General features: G+C 53.8%; 14 protein-coding genes (1 of these 14 cut by a window edge). 8 read left to right on the forward strand and 6 right to left on the reverse strand.

Going from position 1 to position 17,338, the window contains the following annotated elements:
- Positions 1–257 carry the final stretch of a hypothetical protein gene (locus Enr10x_RS03985; protein ID WP_145104224.1) on the forward strand. Its footprint begins 382 nt before the window's first position, so only the last 257 of its 639 coding nucleotides appear in the window; the start codon falls outside the window, past its left edge; its stop codon occupies positions 255–257.
- A gap of 31 nt (positions 258–288) precedes the next feature.
- Here Enr10x_RS03985 and Enr10x_RS03990 read toward each other — a convergent pair whose 3' ends face one another.
- The 3 genes from Enr10x_RS03990 to Enr10x_RS04000 form a co-directional block, all read right to left on the reverse strand.
- Entirely contained in the window at positions 289–3,837 is a 3,549-nt protein-coding gene (locus Enr10x_RS03990; RefSeq protein ID WP_145448205.1) for a PAS domain S-box protein, read from the reverse strand.
- A gap of 21 nt (positions 3,838–3,858) precedes the next feature.
- Positions 3,859–5,058: a SpoIIE family protein phosphatase gene (locus Enr10x_RS03995; protein WP_145104229.1), complete on the reverse strand. Its 1,200-nt coding sequence runs from the start codon at positions 5,056–5,058 to the stop codon at positions 3,859–3,861.
- A gap of 545 nt (positions 5,059–5,603) precedes the next feature.
- Positions 5,604–6,743, reverse strand: coding sequence for a hypothetical protein (locus tag Enr10x_RS04000; protein ID WP_145104231.1), 1,140 nt, complete (start codon positions 6,741–6,743; stop codon positions 5,604–5,606).
- Between the two features lie 214 nt (positions 6,744–6,957).
- Between Enr10x_RS04000 and Enr10x_RS04005 the strand changes: the two genes are divergently transcribed.
- Positions 6,958–8,283 (forward strand): Gfo/Idh/MocA family protein, encoded by a 1,326-nt coding sequence (locus tag Enr10x_RS04005; protein ID WP_145448206.1) that lies wholly within the window; start codon positions 6,958–6,960, stop codon positions 8,281–8,283.
- Between the two features lie 64 nt (positions 8,284–8,347).
- On the opposite strand, the gene Enr10x_RS29835 is transcribed toward Enr10x_RS04005, so the two are convergent.
- Positions 8,348–8,506, reverse strand: coding sequence for a hypothetical protein (locus Enr10x_RS29835; protein ID WP_197997474.1), 159 nt, complete (start codon positions 8,504–8,506; stop codon positions 8,348–8,350).
- Between the two features lie 218 nt (positions 8,507–8,724).
- On the opposite strand from Enr10x_RS29835, the gene Enr10x_RS04010 reads away from it, so the two are divergent.
- The 4 genes from Enr10x_RS04010 to Enr10x_RS04025 all read left to right on the forward strand — a co-directional run bounded on the left by Enr10x_RS04010 (position 8,725) and on the right by Enr10x_RS04025 (position 11,679).
- On the forward strand, positions 8,725–9,042 hold the full coding sequence (locus tag Enr10x_RS04010) for a hypothetical protein (RefSeq protein ID WP_145448207.1): 318 nt from the start codon (positions 8,725–8,727) through the stop codon (positions 9,040–9,042).
- Positions 9,043–9,079: 37 nt separating this feature from the next.
- Positions 9,080–9,562: a hypothetical protein gene (locus Enr10x_RS04015; protein ID WP_145448208.1), complete on the forward strand. Its 483-nt coding sequence runs from the start codon at positions 9,080–9,082 to the stop codon at positions 9,560–9,562.
- A 44-nt stretch (positions 9,563–9,606) separates the two neighbouring features.
- Positions 9,607–10,311 carry a HEAT repeat domain-containing protein gene (locus Enr10x_RS04020; protein ID WP_145448209.1) on the forward strand — a complete coding sequence of 235 codons (705 nt, stop codon included), beginning with the start codon at positions 9,607–9,609 and terminating at the stop codon, positions 10,309–10,311.
- A 96-nt stretch (positions 10,312–10,407) separates the two neighbouring features.
- Positions 10,408–11,679 carry a tetratricopeptide repeat protein gene (locus Enr10x_RS04025; RefSeq protein WP_145448210.1) on the forward strand — a complete coding sequence of 424 codons (1,272 nt, stop codon included), beginning with the start codon at positions 10,408–10,410 and terminating at the stop codon, positions 11,677–11,679.
- A gap of 5 nt (positions 11,680–11,684) precedes the next feature.
- Here Enr10x_RS04025 and Enr10x_RS04030 read toward each other — a convergent pair whose 3' ends face one another.
- Positions 11,685–13,976: a tetratricopeptide repeat protein gene (locus Enr10x_RS04030; RefSeq protein WP_145448211.1), complete on the reverse strand. Its 2,292-nt coding sequence runs from the start codon at positions 13,974–13,976 to the stop codon at positions 11,685–11,687.
- A 134-nt stretch (positions 13,977–14,110) separates the two neighbouring features.
- Positions 14,111–16,054, reverse strand: a complete 1,944-nt coding sequence (locus Enr10x_RS04035; protein WP_145448212.1) for a tetratricopeptide repeat protein — start codon at positions 16,052–16,054, stop codon at positions 14,111–14,113.
- A gap of 61 nt (positions 16,055–16,115) precedes the next feature.
- Here Enr10x_RS04035 and Enr10x_RS04040 point away from each other — a divergent pair, with 61 nt between their 5' ends.
- A complete protein-coding gene (locus Enr10x_RS04040) occupies positions 16,116–16,457 on the forward strand; it encodes a hypothetical protein (RefSeq protein WP_145448213.1) in 342 nt (113 codons plus the stop codon).
- A 45-nt stretch (positions 16,458–16,502) separates the two neighbouring features.
- A complete protein-coding gene (locus tag Enr10x_RS04045) occupies positions 16,503–17,099 on the forward strand; it encodes a 3'-5' exonuclease (protein ID WP_145448214.1) in 597 nt (198 codons plus the stop codon).
- The last annotated feature ends 239 nt before the right edge of the window (positions 17,100–17,338 follow it).

Genomic DNA, 17,338 nt, shown 5'->3' on the forward strand with positions numbered 1-17,338 from the left:
GTTACCTCCACTTGCAAGAGCTCCGTGAAGCTGAAAAACTTTTGATTCCCCTGCTCAGGCAGTCAGAGGAAGTGGAGACGATAGATTATCCCTATCCCATAGAGTTGCTGCGGACTCTGATAGTATGGCACATCGATTTTTCCGCTGTGATCGGGGAAGCAGCCTGGCAGCGTATCCTGGAATTGCTGAATATCGTCTTTCGGAAGCACGCTTTACCCCGTGTTCTTCAGGAAGAACTCTCGAAATTGTCCAGGTAATACGGAATTGCTTCCCGTTTCCCCCCTCTCCTCAAACTTCATGCTTCAACCGCTGTTCCAGCTCGAACAGCGTCTGATTCACAATCGACCGCAGCGCCGGCAGCTCCTTCTCCACCGTTTCCAGATCCCCGTTTGCAGCGGCTTCTTCGGTGCGTTCGGCCTGGGTCAGCAGAACCGGAATGCCAAACGTCCTTGCTGCTGCTTTCGTCGTATGGGCGTGGCGGTAGGCCTCGGCGGCATCGCTGGCACTCAGGTCCCGTTCCAGTGCATCCATCAGGTTCGGCAGTTCGGTCAGGCTGTCCTTGATCAACTCACAGAGCAGCTCTTCGTCCCCCTCCACTACCTGCAGAGCTTCGCTCCAGTTCACCAGCGATTTGCTCTTCTCTTCCGGTGCGACAGTTTCTTCTGCTACTGCTGCGGTGAAGAGCTCCGCGATGGCGGTTTCAAGATCCTGTTTGTGGAGCGGCTTGGCGAGATAGCCGTCCATGCCGGACTGCAGGCATTTTTTGATGTCGGCCGGCATCGCCCGCGCCGTCATCGCAATGATCGGAATGTGCTGCCCGGTCAGAACCTCCTGTTCCCGAATGCAGCGGGTCGCCGTCAGCCCGTCCATTTCAGGCATCGTCACGTCCATCAGGATCAGGTCAAATGGTTCGCAGTGGCAGCAATCTACGGCAATTCGTCCGTTCTCAGCAATGCAGACCGTGTGTCCCCACTTTTCCAGCAGCGCCTTAACCAGCCGCTGGTTCGACATGCCATCCTCGGCGACCAGGATCCGTAGCGGGGGCAGGGAAATCATGCTGGGGGTTTGTGAAGAGGCACTTTGTTTCTGTGATAGTCCTGATGTTGGCACTTCCCTCGCGGCTGCTTCGCCTGACGCACCCGCCTCGGGTAAGGTGATTACAAACCGGAACGTACTGCCCTGGCCCTCTTCACTCTCTGCCCAGATGCGGCCCTGCATCGCTGCAATGATCCGCGTGGTGATCGTCAGCCCCAGCCCCGATCCGCCAAACTGGCGCGTGGTTGAGGAATCAGCCTGAACAAACCGGGAGAAGATGTTCTCCAGATGTTTGGCAGGAATGCCAATGCCCGTATCGCGGACGGCAAACAGCAACTGGACGTCTCCCTGTTCGGCCGTCTTCTGATGTTCGACTTTCAGTTGCACCTCCCCCCGCATGGTGAATTTAATCGCGTTCCCCACCAGGTTCATCAGAACCTGCCGCAGGTGTACAGGATCGCCAATCAGGGTCTGCGGAATCGAGTCGTCGACCTGCCAGGTGATATTCAGGTCTTTCTTGCGGTTATGTGAAGAGAGCAGTCGGAACACTTTGCCGATCTCCTGACGCAAATCGAAGGGGACCGCTTCCAGTTCGAGTTTCCCCGCCTCGATCTTGGAGAAGTCGAGCAGGTCATTGATGATTGAAAGCAGAGATTCCCCCGATTCCAGCACGATCGTCAGAAATTCGCGCTGCTCGTATGTCGGCGATGAATCCAGCAGCAGTTCGGAGATGCCGATGATCGCGTTCAGGGGCGTGCGGATTTCATGACTCATGTTGGCCAGGAACAGGCTCTTTTCTTCGTTTGCCTGTTCGGCAGCCTTTCTGGCACGTTCGAGTGTCTCGTCGACCTGTTTGTGGACAGTCATGTCAAACAGGCTGATCAGTACCAGTTGTTCGTCGTCAATTTCGACCGGAATCAGCCGGACTTCCAGGGGGAGCACTCTCCCGTCCTGGCAGATGCCGTTCACTTCCTGGGGCTCGGTGAGCAGATTTGCCCGGGGGTGATTTAACAGCTCGCGCAGATTCTGAACCTCCATATCACCTGAATGCTGGGAGAAGAGGTTTTCCAGCGTCATGCCGATCAGGATGTCGAGCTGGTAACCGAACATCTCGAAAGCGGCCCAGTTGGCCAGTTGAATTCTCCCCGACAGGTTCACTAGCAGGATTGGATTCGGAGTCGCTTCCACGACCAGGCGAAACCGTTCTTCGGCCCGTTTGATTTCGGTGATGTCATGGGCGATGCCGAAAGTGCCGATGACTTTACCCTGGCGGTTACGCAGCGGAATCTTGGTGGTCAGCATCGTGAGATTTTCCCCGGAAGGTCCCTGCAGGCATTCTTCCCTGCGGAGCATACTCCGGCCGCTCTGCATCAGTTCTTTCTCCTGTTCCAGACGTTTCCGGGCATATTCGGCGGGGAAGAAATCGAAGTTGGACAGCCCTTCCAGTGCTTTCGGATTGTCTACTTTCAGCCGCCTGGCCAGTGCCGCACTGACGCGTAGAAACCGTCCCTCGGTATCCTTGAACGTGATCTCATCGGGCAGATGATTCAGTAGTGTTTCCAGCAGGAACTGTTCATACTCGAGGGCGGCTTCGGCCAGTTTCTGGTTATGGATATCGGTGATCGATCCCGCCATCCGCACGGCCAGTCCCCGTGCATCCCAGATCGCCTGGCCGCGGGCACGAAACCAGCGGTAGTCGCCGTTCTTCAACCGGAGCCGATATTCGACGTCATACGGTTCCTGTTCTTCGATGTGTCTGTTGAGGGCCGTTTGCGTCGGCTCATAATCGTCCGGGTGGAGCCGCGATTCAAATTCGAAGAAACCGTCGCTCATTTCCTCTTCCTTGAGTCCCAGCAGTTCCTTGAAGCGGGTCGCGTAATACACCTTGTTGGTCAGCAGATTCCAGTCCCATAATCCATCTGTAGAACCCGCGACAGCCAGTTTGAAACGTTCTTCTTTGGCACGCAGCTCCTGGGTGCGGATGGCAACAGTTTTATCCAGCCGCTGATTGGAATTCTGCAACTGACGGTTGAGATCCCTCAGACGATGTTCGGTCGCGAGGTAGGCCCGCAGAGCAAAGGCCAAAGCTGCGCTATAGGCAACGATCCGCAGGAAATGCCACCACCACCAGGCCATGTCCCACAAAGCTGACATCTCGAACAGAATTCCCGCCGCTCCCAGCAGCATCGTATGCACGGCAAACAGCCAGGACTCGTGCTGCGCATAGAGATGGAAACGTCTGATGAAAAACAGGCCCGCGATCAGAAAGCCGACGCCTCCACAGATATTAAGGGCTCGTGCCAGTGGCGTGAAGTTGCCTTCGGCGACCATCGCTGGTATCTGGGCGGGGAGCAGGCAGGCATGCAGACCCAGCAGACAACTGCAGACCAGGACTGCCCAGATGAGAATCCGGGAACTGCGGATGGTGAGCGGGGAGTATTCCATCCAGACCGTGGCAAAGATCACCCCTCCCGCCAGCGTGGCAATACTGTGCAGCCAGACGAATGCGTTTCCCGGTTCGACGGCAGCGTGGAAGGTATCGAGAATCCCCATTGCGATCAGCGCACTGGCCATCGACAGGTAACAGACGACTTCCGGTTTCCGTCGGAATTCCACAACCAGGATACCGGCAATCGCGACCGCCATCAGTCCCCCGGATGTTTCCAGCAGCGAATGTACCGGCAGGTGTGCGAAACGCATGTCGGGGAAAAACAGCAAGACAATGGCACTGCCGACCGTGGGCATGACAAGCGAAAGCATCACTCCCAGTATTGCCCACCAGAGAGTTGGTTTGCCCAACATGCCTTTGTCTTTCTATCTCGGTTATTCGACCATCTTGATCAGCAGGATCGTAATATCGTCTTCGCTTCTGAGTGACCCGGAGAAGCGGTAAATCGCTTTTAAAATCTGTTTCACAATTTCTTTGCTGGGTTTTTCACGGTGTTGTTTAATGATTTCGCAGACTCTATCGATGCCAAAAAACTCCCCTGCGTCCGATCGGCATTCATACAGCCCGTCCGTTACCACAACCAGGAAGTCACCGACATTCAGTTGCAGTTTGCCGTCCGTCGCGTACTGGAAATCAGGCAACAGGCCTAATGCCGTACCCGCATATTCCGGCATGCTCACAGTTCCCTCAGCATCGATCACCCAGAAGGGATGACCGGCCGAACAATATTCCAGCGTGCGGTCCAGGGGGTCGTACCTGCCATAACACAGGGTGACGAACTGCCCCTCCAGCGTCACTTCGTTCACGGCGCGATTGGCAAACGTCAGGATTTCCCCCGGGTCCTGCAAAATGTGAGAGCAGGTTCGCAGTACGCGCCGCGTATCAACCATGATCAGTGAAGGCGCGAATCCGTGGCTGCTCACATCCGCGATTGTCAGTCCCCAGATGGAATTATTTTTGTCCTCCTCACACATCTGCTGCGCCGGCTGCCAGAGGTCATGATTGCATTTTGCCTGGCGACTGATAGGAATAACGTCAAAAAAATCCCCGCCAGTCCAGTTGGCAGGGATGTAAGTACTCGCCATATCAACGCCCGCAATTTCGGGCAGTGTCTGAGGCAGCAGGTGCCGCTGAATCTCCCGGGCAAATTCCAGATCCCGGTCCATCTTGATCATGTCTGTTTCGATCTTCAGGAGACGCATTCGTTCAATGGCATAACGGATCGAACGCAGCAGCACACAGCTGCTCGCCTCTGATTTGAAGACGTAGTCCTGTGCACCCAGTGAGACTGCTTTGACCGCCAGATCCTGATCGTTGCGTCCGCTTAAAATCACAATGGGAATGTGCGCGAAACGCTGATGCAGATACTGAAAAGTATGCAGTCCCAGGGAATCGGGCAGCGTAAGATCAAGCACGATGACATCCACATGCCTGGCGGTGTTGAGCCAGTCGACTGCTTGTTGGAGAGAACCGACATGCGTGAGGGTATGGCAGCCAATTTTTTGCAGGCGTGATGTGATGAGCCTGGCATCCAGGATGTTGTCTTCGACCAGAAGTAATGAGGTATTATGCATGATAGCCACGCTGAAAATGCAGCATGGCAGGAATTGAATTCCCTCCTTGCATTCCTGCCACTGAATTAGTTACCTCAGGCCCACTCTTAAGATCGAGCAATGAACAATTCAAGGAGAATTGAATCGCTCATACTCGGTAACTGTCAAGTTTGCTTTCCTTTTCTCAAATTCGCAAGATTAATATTTGGGTTCTTTGATAGATTTAAAAACTGCCAGAAAAAGTATCAAATTAACACGCGACCGTGCCAAAAGTTTCTCACCCGGCTTCAATGCAATCGGTTGATGTTTCTCTGCGGTTGTGGAGGCATTTCTCTGTTGTATCTTCGATCAGGTATCCGAGAAGCTGCGGCAGCCGGAAGGAGCAGACACAGGTAAGAACAAATCAGGTTCGATCTGGAATCGATGCGATTAACGCCTGTATTTCTGAGGACGCAAGTGGATCGTTGGGAATTCTGCCGACTTCGGAAAGGTTTAGCTGAACCATCGGGCAGGCGACAGAATATCAGGCGTTCTCTTTGTGGAACTGAGATTTCGCACAGATCAGGTTATCGTGAAATCGCCTGACGATAGCGTTCGATGGTCCGCTGTGATTTCAATGCTTCCAGACGAGGCAGGGCAGACTGAAACAGCGTTTCCGCTTCTTCCGTTTCTCCCATTTCCGCCAGGGCAATCGCGGCATAAGCACGACCAATGTCTGAATAGAGGCGGGCGAAAGGCTGAGTAGCAAGGTATGGCTTGAGGCCGTTTTGTGCCTGTACGAACAGATAAAAAGCGAGCCGGGCGTGCCCCAGGTTCAGTTCGAGATGCCCTTTCGAAAGCGGGACGAGTATTTGCAGCAGATCACTGAGTTGTTGAGACTCCGCATCTTTGATTAACTGGTGAGCCAGTTGTGGATTCAGATTCAGTTTGAGCAGAGTGTTTGCGTAGCCCAGTTTCAGGGCACTGTTTTCAGTATCAGCTTCATAAGCCTGTCTGCGGAGATCAAGGCACCGTTCCTGTTGATTCGCATATTCATAGACCTCAGCCAGCCGCGAGTGATACATCCAACGGGGAATTTGTTGGTCATCTGCCAGAGGTTCCATGGTTTTCAGGGCTTCATCAAGTCTACCCAGACCCGCCAGGGAAGCTGCTTCCCGCCCCCGTGCTTCAATCAGTGGTAAATGCTTACGGACCTTAGGCAACTGCTTGAGCACTTCGTTCCACCGTCCCCAGTAAAAGTCTTCCTGGATCTGATTGAATTTCCGGGAAGGTGAAAACAGAGTTGTGAACAGAGAAATTCCGGGGGGAAGCAATATGAAGAACAGGAATATGCTCAGACTGACAATCCCGTACGAGCGTTCAAGATCATTCGCAGTGCAGAAGATGGACACGCTCAACAGGGTGCCGATCAAAAGAGACCAGCGCATCTGCCAGTACAGTTTCTTCGTCAGATAGATAAAAAATCCCAAGTTGCCCATGGTGCGGAATGAAACATATTCGGCCGCGGTAAAATCATCCTTCACCGACACCTTTCTGGGCATCATGTTTGATATGGCGGCACTGACATCATCTGTATGTAGTACAATCTCTACCAACTCGGCAGCTTCCAGTTCACGCAGTGCCTCCTGAGCTGAATCTGCTGCAATGAAATTCGTCTCGCGTTTGCGGGTGAGCCGATCGGTCGCGGTGTAATAATAATCGGGCATGAGAATGGTCTGTTTTATGTGAGAATCAGCACTGTGGACAAATGATAATACCAATAAACGATTTGGCAAACAAACGGAGAAACGCTTCTTAGCGAGGATTGTCCCCAACCAGCTGGTAGAAGCAGTTCCGCCGTTCTAGACATTCACTCGGTACTCTGTCATGCTGGAGATCTCAGCCGATAAAAAGCAGTCAGGAATAAGGGAGACTAGAAACATGAACCAGCAATCCGGGGATCAGGCCCCTCAAGCAGAGAGTCAGGTAACACGCAGAACTTTCATCCAGCAGGCAGGCATGACGACCGCCGCCGGTCTGGCCGCAGCGCCTTCTGTCTGGGCCGGCGGGGACGCACAGACGGAGACCCTCCGCGTCGGTCTGATTGGCTGCGGTTCCCGTGGTTCCGGCGCTGCCGTGAATGCCATGCAGGCCGATCCGAATACAAAACTCGTGGCCATGGCAGATGTCTTTGAAGATAAACTCAAAGCGAGTGCCGACCGGATTAAAAAATCGATTGGCAAACAGTTCGCCGTGAAACCGGATCAGGAATTCATCGGCTTCGACGCGTATGAAAAACTGTTGCAGACCGACGTCGATGTCGTGTTGCTGACCACGCCGCCCCACTTCCGCCCGCTGCATCTGCAGCAGGCGATCGCCGCCGGTAAACATGTTTTCGCTGAGAAGCCGGTCGCCGTCGATGCCCCCGGCGTCCGTTCCGTGATGGAAACCTGTCGCATTGCCCGGCAGAAAAAGTTGTCCATCATGTCCGGTCTGATGCTCCGCTACAGTAAAGCCATGCAGGAAACGATGAACCGCGTCCATGAGGGGCAGCTCGGAAAGATTGTGACCCTGCAGACCAATTACAACATCAATGGGCTCTGGTCACATCCCCGTAAACCCGAATGGAGCGACATGGAATGGCAAATGCGCAACTGGTATTACTTTACCTGGCTTTCGGGGGGACAACTGGTGGAGCAGCACGTGCATGGGCTCGACCTGATGTCCTGGGCCATGCAGAATGAATATCCCGTCAAATGCTTCGGGCTGGGCGGTCGACAGTCGCGGGTCGATCCCCTGTATGGCCACATTTTCGATCATCACGCCATCTGTTACGAATACAGTGGCGGAGAGCGTTGCTTTGCTTACTGTCGCCAGCAGGACGGTACCGACATCGATACGTCCCAGCTGATTTTCGGATCAAAGGGAACCGCCGATCTGAATCGCAATACGCTCAGCGGCGCTAAAACCTGGCGTTACAGCCGGGCTCGCGGCCGGGCCAGGGGCGGAGTGCAGGACCTGCCCTATGTCCAGGAGCACGCGGCCCTGTTTGAGAGCATCCGCAACGCGAACCCCATCTGTAACGGGGAGTATGCCGCGAAAAGCTCACTGATGGCGATCATGGGACGCATGGCATCTTACACCGGGAAAAATATCACCTGGGACGAAGCCTGGAACTCCCGGGAAGACCTGACACCGCCGGAATATGCCTTCGGCCCGTTGAAAGTCCCCCCCGTCGCCCAGCCTGGGAAAACCCAATTCTTTTAAACAAATCGGGGCCGATGATTCCTGCGCAGGTGTTGTAAAGGGTTCATTGTTCCTCCTGCCCGGCTTAATTTTCTTTGGACGTTTCTGACTGGGGGGCTCCGGTAATGAGGTGTTTCAGTTCTTCGATCTCATTCTGCAGCTTTCGGAGCCGCCGGAGATGTTCGCGCATCTGGTAGAGCAGACAGATGATACCGAACAACATAAATACTTGAATAAGTGACATCTTGATTCCCTGTTGAGAATAGGGTTGATTGTGATCAGGTGTCTGTTTTAGAGAACGGTAAACAGTCAGAAAAGATCAAATTGAAGCAGAAAATGGGCAAATTTCTTTTTTAACCGTGATGTTTTTCTCTGCATCACGCCTCACTCACTGTAGGACAAGATTTCCCCGGAAACGGGGGAGACCGGCAGACGTGGAACCAGTGATTTGAGGAACCCTTCATGGACCAGCTAGAGAGACGGCAGAAACATTTTACCAGGTCGTTTCTGGTGACCCTGTTTCATTTTGTATTAAACCCCGTGTTGCTCTTTTTCGGGATCTGTGCTGCGGGAGCAGGCCACGGTGACAGTCGACTCTGGTGTCTGGCGCTGGTTTCCTGTCTGCTCTTCAATCTGACGCTGTTGAGCACAGTAATTACCAGTTATCCACTCCGCAAACTCGACATTGAGCGTGCTTTTATCTTTTATGTGTTCCTGTTTTTTTTCCTGGCATACGGGCCCCTCTCATTCTGGGTGATGTTGCATCCGGGGCGCATCTGAACGCGGCACTCCATTGACTACCGGAAAAGGAACTGAGATGAATCTCACGCAACAGATGCCGACGTTTGCCCGCTGGTATCGGTCGTTTCTGGCCACTCCTGTGATGCCCTATGTCGCTTTTCTGGGGGCGTCGATCGTTGCGACCGCACTGACTCCCGTTTTGATAATGCTGGAAAAAACGATCGTCCCCGAGTTACTGGTCTTTATTCTGTTCGTGCCTCTCTGGCTGCCGGTGGTGGCAGGGGACGCGGCGATTCTGCTCTGGAGTAAAAAACAGAAACAATTTCGACCGTCTATCTTGTTGCGGTTACTCATCATGGCTCTGGTAATGCAGTGTTTCTTTCTAGTGGAAAGCTATTTGCATCCCCAGGAGAAACCGGAGTATTCTAAACTGGTGGAGGTGATTTTTATGAGCCTGTATGGTGCCCAGTGCGTGCTGTTGCTGGTTCTGGAACCGGTTCTACGCTGGCTTCTGCGCAGACAAGTAAAGGCAGAGGATGATAGAGTTGTTATACATTAAGCCGGATTTCGTATTAACCCTGCAGGCATACTGGACGCCGTCGAATGAAATTTTCCGACATCCCTTTTCCTGACGCTCCCGATGGCAGTCGTGACCCGGAACTCTGGATGCTGCTGACGCAGTACGAATTTGTCCGCTGGCTGCCAGACGACTGGCCGGACGAATATCGGGAGATCACCAGCCGTCTGAAGCAGGAGACCGATCGTCTGACTGCAGCGGCGCTGGAGGAAAGCGAACCGCTGTTTCGTTCTCGAGCGGCATGTTTTCTGATGGCGCTCTGCCGCGAATCGCGGCTCGATCTGATTTTAAAATTTCTGGACGACGAACATGAATTCGTTCGCGAACAGGTGGCCCGGCACCTGGTTTCAATACGAAATCCGCAGCTTGAAGGTCGACTGGTAGAGCTGGCAACGCTGGATGCAGCAGCCGATGTGCGTTGTGCCGCCTGTCGAGGACTGGGAGGACAGGAACCACTTTCGGTCATTCCAACCTTGATTCACATTCTGGATCAGGATCATGAGTCGGGAGAGAATGGCTGGTCAGTTTCCAGCTGTGCTGCTGACGCACTGGATGAAATGTTGGGGACCGAATGGATGGCCCGGAGGCAGGAGGGCGTCTGCTCTCTTCCCGAAGGCTCCCCCAATCCCGCAGCCGTTCGTGAGCAGGCACTCTTCTATCTCCAGGAGTTGCAGGAAAGGCAGCCTGATGAAAAAAAATCTGACCGCCAGTCTGATTCAGAAACTGACTGACTCCAGGCGTTCCCTGAACGCAGACTGAACCAGCCCGGCGATTTTGTGTCCTGTGTTGCAGACGATCCCTCACCCCGTTTCTGGAAGTAAGTGCGTATGCCCGATTCTGCCGAACCCCCCTTCGATCACAGAGCAGCACAGTCATGGCTGGCAGTGAATCGTCGGCAGATCGCTGCACAACAGGCAGACGCGCTCATCAGCCGATTACTATTTGAACGTGCTCAAATCCAGTTTTTCCTGGGAGAGAATGACGTCGCACTGCCGACCTGTGAGAGAGCAGCCGATCTCTCACGCAATCGCCAGGAGACGTCGCGGATCCACGCCATGATCTCCCGGATCTGGCTGGAAGAGGAAATGCAGGAGCTTGCCCTCTGGTGGGCGATGTCAGCCGTGGATCGCGATCCTGAGAGCGCCGAGGCCCATTTTGTCCTGGGACAGGCCCAGGCCGCAGGCGACTTTCTCCGGTCGTCCATCGCATCCTTTCGAAAAGTCCTCGCACTGGAACCCCGGCATCAGGCTGCCCGGCTGGCCCTGGGAGTCAATCTGCGTCTGACCAGTCATCATTCTTTTGCCGAGGCGATTGAAGTGTTGACCGCTTATGTCGATGACTGGCCCGCTGATTCCGAGGGCTGGTATGAACTGGCCCGTGCTACTTCTCTGGCCAGCATTTTATCTCACTGCCCAAGCGATGAAGCAGCGCCCCTGTTTCGCCAGGCCCGTACCTGTGCCGGTTATGAAAAACATGAATACCGGATACACTGCTGGTTGCGGGATCAAGACGAAACGGAAGCCCAGCAGGCCGCTGCAGCGCTGCTTCCCGAAAAGGAAGAGCTGGAACTTCTGGAGCCGCGGGCAGTCGTTGCCTATGCACGCCGCTCTGCCTGGCGCGTACATCCTCTGCTGGCCTGCGTGGAAGAGGAAGCCACTCCCGCCTATCGCAAACGGGTGGCCGAGGGGTTATTGCCACGTCGTTTTCTGAGCGGAAACGTGGTCGCAGGCCTCGTCATGACCGTTTATCGATATGCGAAGCAGGTGCGAAAGGAAGCGGATGCGGTCACAATCGACCTTTTCGATCTCACTGAGCAGGCGGAACGTGCCGCAGATGCCGCCCTGTATACAGCGCGGCTCTATCTGCAGGATCGCATGAGTCCAGCCGACTGCGGTGCAGCACTCCGGGAACTGGCACAGGCGACCCGCGATGATTTTCAGATGTTGCAGAACTGTGACATCTTGCAGCTGGAAAATGACCGGGAAAGCTGTGTACAGCATTGTATCTGGCAAGGAAAACCGCCGGCCTGGTATCAGTCTGCCCGGGAACATTTTAAACAGACTCAAGCCGCCTGGAAGTCGGAACTGCAGGTAAAGTGATTGGGTCAGTCGCCTTGGATGGATTGCACAATCCGCCGGGCCAGTTGCTGTTCCTCCGGCGTGAATAGAGCGTATGATTTGTGATCGCTGCCAGACTCCTCTGGCGTCGGTGTCTCCCTCTGTTCTGCCTGGCCGACCAGTCCCTCTGTGATTTCCATCAGGGCGGGTAAGCGGTCCTGTTTGATGCGAATCTGATTGGACAGGAAGAGCGCCTGTTCCAATTGCTCGCTGAAGACCAGGCCGGAAACGAGTCTGGCGATGGACTCGGGACGTAGTCGGGTGAGGTCCAGGTGTTCGATCACCTTCTGAGCCAGTTCCCTTTGTTGGTTCATCATCAGGCCATAGGCCACCTTTGCCTGCGACTCTGCCTGCCAGGCGGGATGTTGAATCTGCTGTGCCCGTTCGTGTGCCTCGTTGATTTTTCTTCGATCGACCAACTGGGCTACGATTTGAAATTCCGCGAATGCCTGCAGGTTCTTGTTCGTCTGTTTCCGGGCAATCTGATTTGCCAGTTCGTCCTGGTCCGCATCCATCAGGCTGCCGATCGCCATTTCGATGAGCTGTTCCTGGTAGGGCAGGTCCGCGGTGAATTTGAGCGCCACCATGGCCATCGCATCGTACTTCTCCATTCGGACCAGTTCTTTCATCAGATGTTTTGCGTAGCCAAATCGCTCCTTCGATTCGTGTAGCAGGTGAGTGACGGCCAGAGCCTGATCCGGTCTGTCTGCTTCGAGCAGCTTTGTGATCATTTTTTCGTAGATGTAATGATCGTAGTGCCAGTGATGGGGAGAGTTGTGATACCGCAGGGAAGGGGGGCCGGTACACTGGAAGCCGATGTCATCAACTTTTTGCAGAACTTCAAAGGCCTCATCCAGATCGTCTTTTTTCAGAAGTTGAGCAACGATGGGGGCCAGGGCTGCCGAACGATGGTAGCTGTCTTCGATTTTCAATGCAGTCTGAACTGCCTGTTTGAATTTTCCCTGCTCTGCCAGGTGCTCAGCCACCAGCGCAAAGACATCCTCTTCAGGGAATGTTTCTGTCAGCGCCAGCGCCTGGTCCAGTTGGCCTGCCTGAATCCGTTTACCGACCAGTTTATGTAAGCCTTTGTATTTGCGAAACACATTGATGTCGACCTGGGCGGAATAAGCCTGGATGCGTTCCAGGTCTCCCTGTTTAATCAGCAGGGAGGCAAAGCTGGCCTGAGATGAGATCCGTCTCTCTTCTTCCTCTGCTGAAGCCTGGCGGACGTCAGCCTTATCTGCGTGGTTGGCCTGCAGGATCACTGCCTCTGCCCGCTGGATCTCTCCACGCTCGAACAATTCACTGGCGGCATGATACAAGACACTGTATTTATATTCTGGTTCCTCAATTTCACGCGCAACAGCAAGCGCCTGGTCAATACTGTTTCCCTTGATCAGATCATGGCAGAGGGAGTTCAGCAGCGGTGATGTCCGACAGGTGCATCCACTACGGATCAGGCCCATTGCCGCTCCCAGCTGTCCCGACCTGAGAAATGAAAAGACGCGGGCATCGTTCGCGATTTCCTGGAGCACAGGCGTTTGGATTTCCTGAATCAGGGCTGCCGCCTGGGCCTGCTCACCTTTCCGAGCCAGTACGATGGCAAGACTGCACAGGGCGGTCTCGCGTTCCGCGGGATCCGGTAACTTTCGACTATCGCGCAGTGTCTGATCGAAGCCTGATTTGTCGATCACAATTCGGGAGAGTGAGTTAATCAGCATTGATTTCAGTTTGCTCTCAGAGATTCGGCTCACTACGAAGCGGAACTGAGGCACATCACCCTGTTTGAGAAACCGGTCAGCGATCCATCTCAAAGTCTTGTCGCGTGGTGCTGGGTTTTCGATTTTGAGGATCAGCTCCAGTGTCTGTATTAACGGGACTGTTTTGCGGTCCTGCGGAAGCAGCGATTTTGCGAGGCTGAAATAGACTTCGTCTCGCTCTGTGGTGGGCTCCAGTCGTTCCAGTATCTCGCTGGCCTGTGAGAACTGATCCCTTTGCAGATATTTCTCAGCGATTCTGATGAAAGCAGCTGTTCTGACTTCCTCCGGCTGCTGATTCTGAGCGACAAAAAACAGCAGTTCACGGGGGGATTGGGCAATATCTAACTGGGATTTTTGAGCGGACTGATCAGCAATGGGAGAAGGAACGGTGGTCTCAGGTAACGTAGTTGACGTGGCGTCCGACTCTGTTTTTGCCCCACAACCTGTCAGCAGGCTCAGCCCCAGTACACAGAGCCCAAAAGTCAGCCTCGGCACAAGGCGGAGGTGTTTACGAATCATGGCAGTCTCCAGCGAAATCCTTTTCCAGCGCGAATGATTCTGGGGTATGTCGATGTTGTAGCAGATTGACCCCGGTTTTCCAGAGCGATCCAGAAAGATTTTTCCTGAATGGTAATGATCGGAGGGCAGGAGATTCAATTCTCGTTTATAGAGTCAACAATCCGCCGGGCCAGTTGCTGTTCCTCCGGCGTGAATGCGGTTTTCAGTCTGCGGTTCTGGCGGGAGAATTCAGGAGACAGATCGCTTTGCAGGGTTGGTTCTGAAGCCAGCTGATTTGCCACTTCGAAGAGTGCCGGTAAACGCGCTGACGATTTCCAGATCCCGCAGGCCATGTTCGTGGCCTCAGTCACTCGACCTGCCTCCAGTAAGGCTGTAATCAGCTTTTGCTCGGCCTCGGTTTTCTGCCGAGAATAGTACTCCATTTTTTGTGAAATCTGGATCGCTTTATTGAATTGCTGCTGTTCAATCAGTGCCGAAATGAGTGCCAGCTCGCTTTCTGTCTTCCACTCGGGATCATGAATGTTCTCAGCCAGTTGTTGTGCCGGTTCCAGTTTTCCTTGACCGAATAACAGCTTCACCTGGCGGAACTCAGCCTGTGCCCGAAGTTCTTCGTCCTGCGTCAGTTTTGCCAGCTCGATCGCGCGCTGATACTCTCCTGCGTCCACCAGACTGTCAACTGCCGTTGATTGCAGCTCTGACAGGTCATCTTCGTCCGTCGTATAGTTGAACCCGAGCTCAATGACTTTCTCGAAGTCTCCCGCCTCAGCCAGTATCTGAATCAGAAACTGAAGGGCAGTTATCTTTTGGCTTTCGTCCTGCAGCGTTTCTGTCATCTGCAGGGCCTGCTCCAGCTTTCGCGCAGCAACCAGCGCCGTCAGCAGTTGCTCATAAAGGGGGACGGAATGGTGCCACACATGGTTGGCGTCGTGATACAGGAAAGGCTCAAAATCATCAGCAAGCAGATCGGAGTCCGCATGTTTTGACAACAGATTCACGACCTGCTCAAGATGACCGCACTGAAACTGTTTTTCGGCGAGATGTGCCAGGGCAGACTGTTTCTGATAACCCGGTTCGATCGATTCTGCCACTTCCAGTGCCTGCTGGAATCTGCCCTGGTTTGACAGACATTCGGAAATCGATTCCAGGGCAGCCCTCCGATCTTCGTCATTGTCGAAATTGCGAGCGGTTTGCAGCGCCTGATCCAGTTTTTGTGTTTCCAGCAGATGTTTGATCAGATCATCTATGGCGAACCATTTCTCTACCGAATCTGCTTCCATCGTGTCGATGACTTTCAGAGTCAAATCAAGCTGATCTGCCTCTATCGAATGTGTGACCAGCGCAGAGAAACAATGATCCTTTGCAGAATCAGACTCATAGTTTTTAACCTGCTGACAGAGTTCCAGGGCCTGTTGAAACTGATGTTCTTTGATCAGTTTCAGAACAATCGACTCCAGCACTTGGTTCTGTTGCTCTGGATCTTTTACTGTCTCAGCCAGTTGCAGTGCACGTTCCAGTTGGTCTGTCTGAACCAGTCGGCACGCGATCGCCCCCCAGGCGTCTCCCCGTTGATCTGGTGCGTGCAGCTCATCCGCCAGTTTCCGGGCTTCGTCGATTTTGTTCTGATCCAGCAGGTAAGGGATGAGATAACTCAGTGCGAGATCGCGGTCGGACGATTCCTCGAAAGCGCGGGCTTTGGCCAGCGCCGCGGCGACTCCGGAGTGGGACAGTACCTCCGCGATGATCTCACACGGATCGTCCCGGTTCGGGGGATTCTCTGCGGTCTTGGGGTTGGATTCAGGGGGCGAGGGACTGTTCTTATGCGAGGTCTGAAAGTAAGTCTGGTAAATGGGGGTTGGGGAAGCGGGAATCAATTGCGCCAGCCGCATGGCATCCATTGTTTTCCCCTGTGTCTGAAGTGAATATTCCAGTTGGGATAACTGGAAATGCGGATCGAGAGGCTCCGAAAACAGAAACAGATACTTCCAGTCGGCGATTCTCTGCGGATGATGGAGCTCGTCGATTTTTTGCAATGCTTTCTGGCGTTCTTTGTCCGTCAACTGATGTTCTGCAACGAACATCAGCAGGCCTTCCGGTGTCTCCCAGGACGCAGGTTCCAACTGTACAGGAACGGTGATCGGCGTGGACTGGTCCGGTAGCAGTTCAACAGGCGATGGCTTTGTGGCGGTCCGGGACTGTGGTGGATTCGGGGCAGGAGTGGGCCGCTGGTGGGACTCGCATCCGGTACAGAGACCGACACAGATCAGCCAGAGGAGACTCAAGCTCGACAAGAGTGGAAAACGGTTTCGCGGCATGAGAATTCGGCGCTGTCAGCGCAAAGAGAGAATCGAAACGTCAGCCTGCCTGCTCTTAGTTGTACCAGATCCGTACCTGAATGCCAGCCTGTTCTGGGATTCCGGGCCGGGGGAGATCTATTTACATCCGCGAAAAGTCTTTTATAATCCGGCACAAAGAACGAATTGAAAACACATCGAGAAGCGATGCAGGACTTCTTACAGAAAGAAAAACATGAACGAAAATCAAAGTGCGTACGATGCGTATTCCCATTTCCTGATCATTGATCTGGAAGCCACCTGTTGTGACCGGAAAACGGTGCCCCGCGATGAGATGGAAATCATTGAAATTGGTGCGGTCATTGTGGCCAACAACTCACTGAAACCGCTCGCCGAGTTTCAAACCTTCATCCAGCCGGTCCGGCACCCGCAGTTAACTCCCTTCTGTACTGAGCTGACTTCAATTACTCAGCATGATGTCGAAACCGCGCCCCGCTTTCCCGAGGCGCTGGATGCACTGTTGAAATGGTCCGAATCTTACGATGCCTGTCTGTTCTGCTCCTGGGGGGATTATGATAAATCTCAGTTCCAGCAGGATTGCCGGTATCACGGTCGGGCTTATCCCTTCGGAGAGACGCACCTCAACCTGAAAAAACAGTTTTCGAAAGCCCAGGGATCGCGCAAACGGTTCGGGATGGCCCGCGCACTGAAGCTGGCCGGTCTGTCGCTGGAAGGCACTCACCACAGAGGTATTGACGATGCCCGCAACATGGCGCGTCTGATGCCCTGGATTCTGGGGAAACAAAAGCTGCCAGGGCATTCGAAGGCCTGACTCTGATCAGCGGAAATTGGGAAAACCGCAAAATTTCAGAGATAATTTACGTCTTTTCGCAGATCTTTTCGTAAAGACAGGAGGTTATATTTCATAACGCTCTAGTAGCGAACGTGCGCAGACTGCAGGCAGTACGAGTTCAAGCCGCAGGTAGTCAGGGAGACGGGATTTACGTTAAATTGGTGAGAGCTTAATGATCTGCGTTTTGCAGGGCTCTCAAAAAATGAAGGAAAAACTAG

Source organism: Gimesia panareensis, assembly GCF_007748155.1.
Lineage (GTDB): Bacteria > Planctomycetota > Planctomycetia > Planctomycetales > Planctomycetaceae > Gimesia > Gimesia panareensis.

Excerpts from the sequence above, each read along its gene's own strand:
- Enr10x_RS04005 (WP_145448206.1), top strand. The coding sequence starts at position 6,958 with ATGAACCAGCAATCCGGGGATCAGGCCCCTCAAGCAGAGAGTCAGGTA.
- Enr10x_RS04000 (WP_145104231.1), bottom strand. The coding sequence starts at position 6,743 with ATGCCCGATTATTATTACACCGCGACCGATCGGCTCACCCGCAAACGC.
- Enr10x_RS04045 (WP_145448214.1), top strand. The coding sequence starts at position 16,503 with ATGAACGAAAATCAAAGTGCGTACGATGCGTATTCCCATTTCCTGATC.
- Enr10x_RS29835 (WP_197997474.1), bottom strand. The coding sequence starts at position 8,506 with ATGTCACTTATTCAAGTATTTATGTTGTTCGGTATCATCTGTCTGCTC.
- Enr10x_RS04030 (WP_145448211.1), bottom strand. The coding sequence starts at position 13,976 with ATGATTCGTAAACACCTCCGCCTTGTGCCGAGGCTGACTTTTGGGCTC.
- Enr10x_RS04010 (WP_145448207.1), top strand. The coding sequence starts at position 8,725 with ATGGACCAGCTAGAGAGACGGCAGAAACATTTTACCAGGTCGTTTCTG.
- Enr10x_RS04015 (WP_145448208.1), top strand. The coding sequence starts at position 9,080 with ATGAATCTCACGCAACAGATGCCGACGTTTGCCCGCTGGTATCGGTCG.
- Enr10x_RS04025 (WP_145448210.1), top strand. The coding sequence starts at position 10,408 with ATGCCCGATTCTGCCGAACCCCCCTTCGATCACAGAGCAGCACAGTCA.
- Enr10x_RS04035 (WP_145448212.1), bottom strand. The coding sequence starts at position 16,054 with ATGTTCGTTGCAGAACATCAGTTGACGGACAAAGAACGCCAGAAAGCA.
- Enr10x_RS03990 (WP_145448205.1), bottom strand. The coding sequence starts at position 3,837 with ATGTTGGGCAAACCAACTCTCTGGTGGGCAATACTGGGAGTGATGCTT.
- Enr10x_RS04020 (WP_145448209.1), top strand. The coding sequence starts at position 9,607 with ATGAAATTTTCCGACATCCCTTTTCCTGACGCTCCCGATGGCAGTCGT.
- Enr10x_RS03995 (WP_145104229.1), bottom strand. The coding sequence starts at position 5,058 with ATGCATAATACCTCATTACTTCTGGTCGAAGACAACATCCTGGATGCC.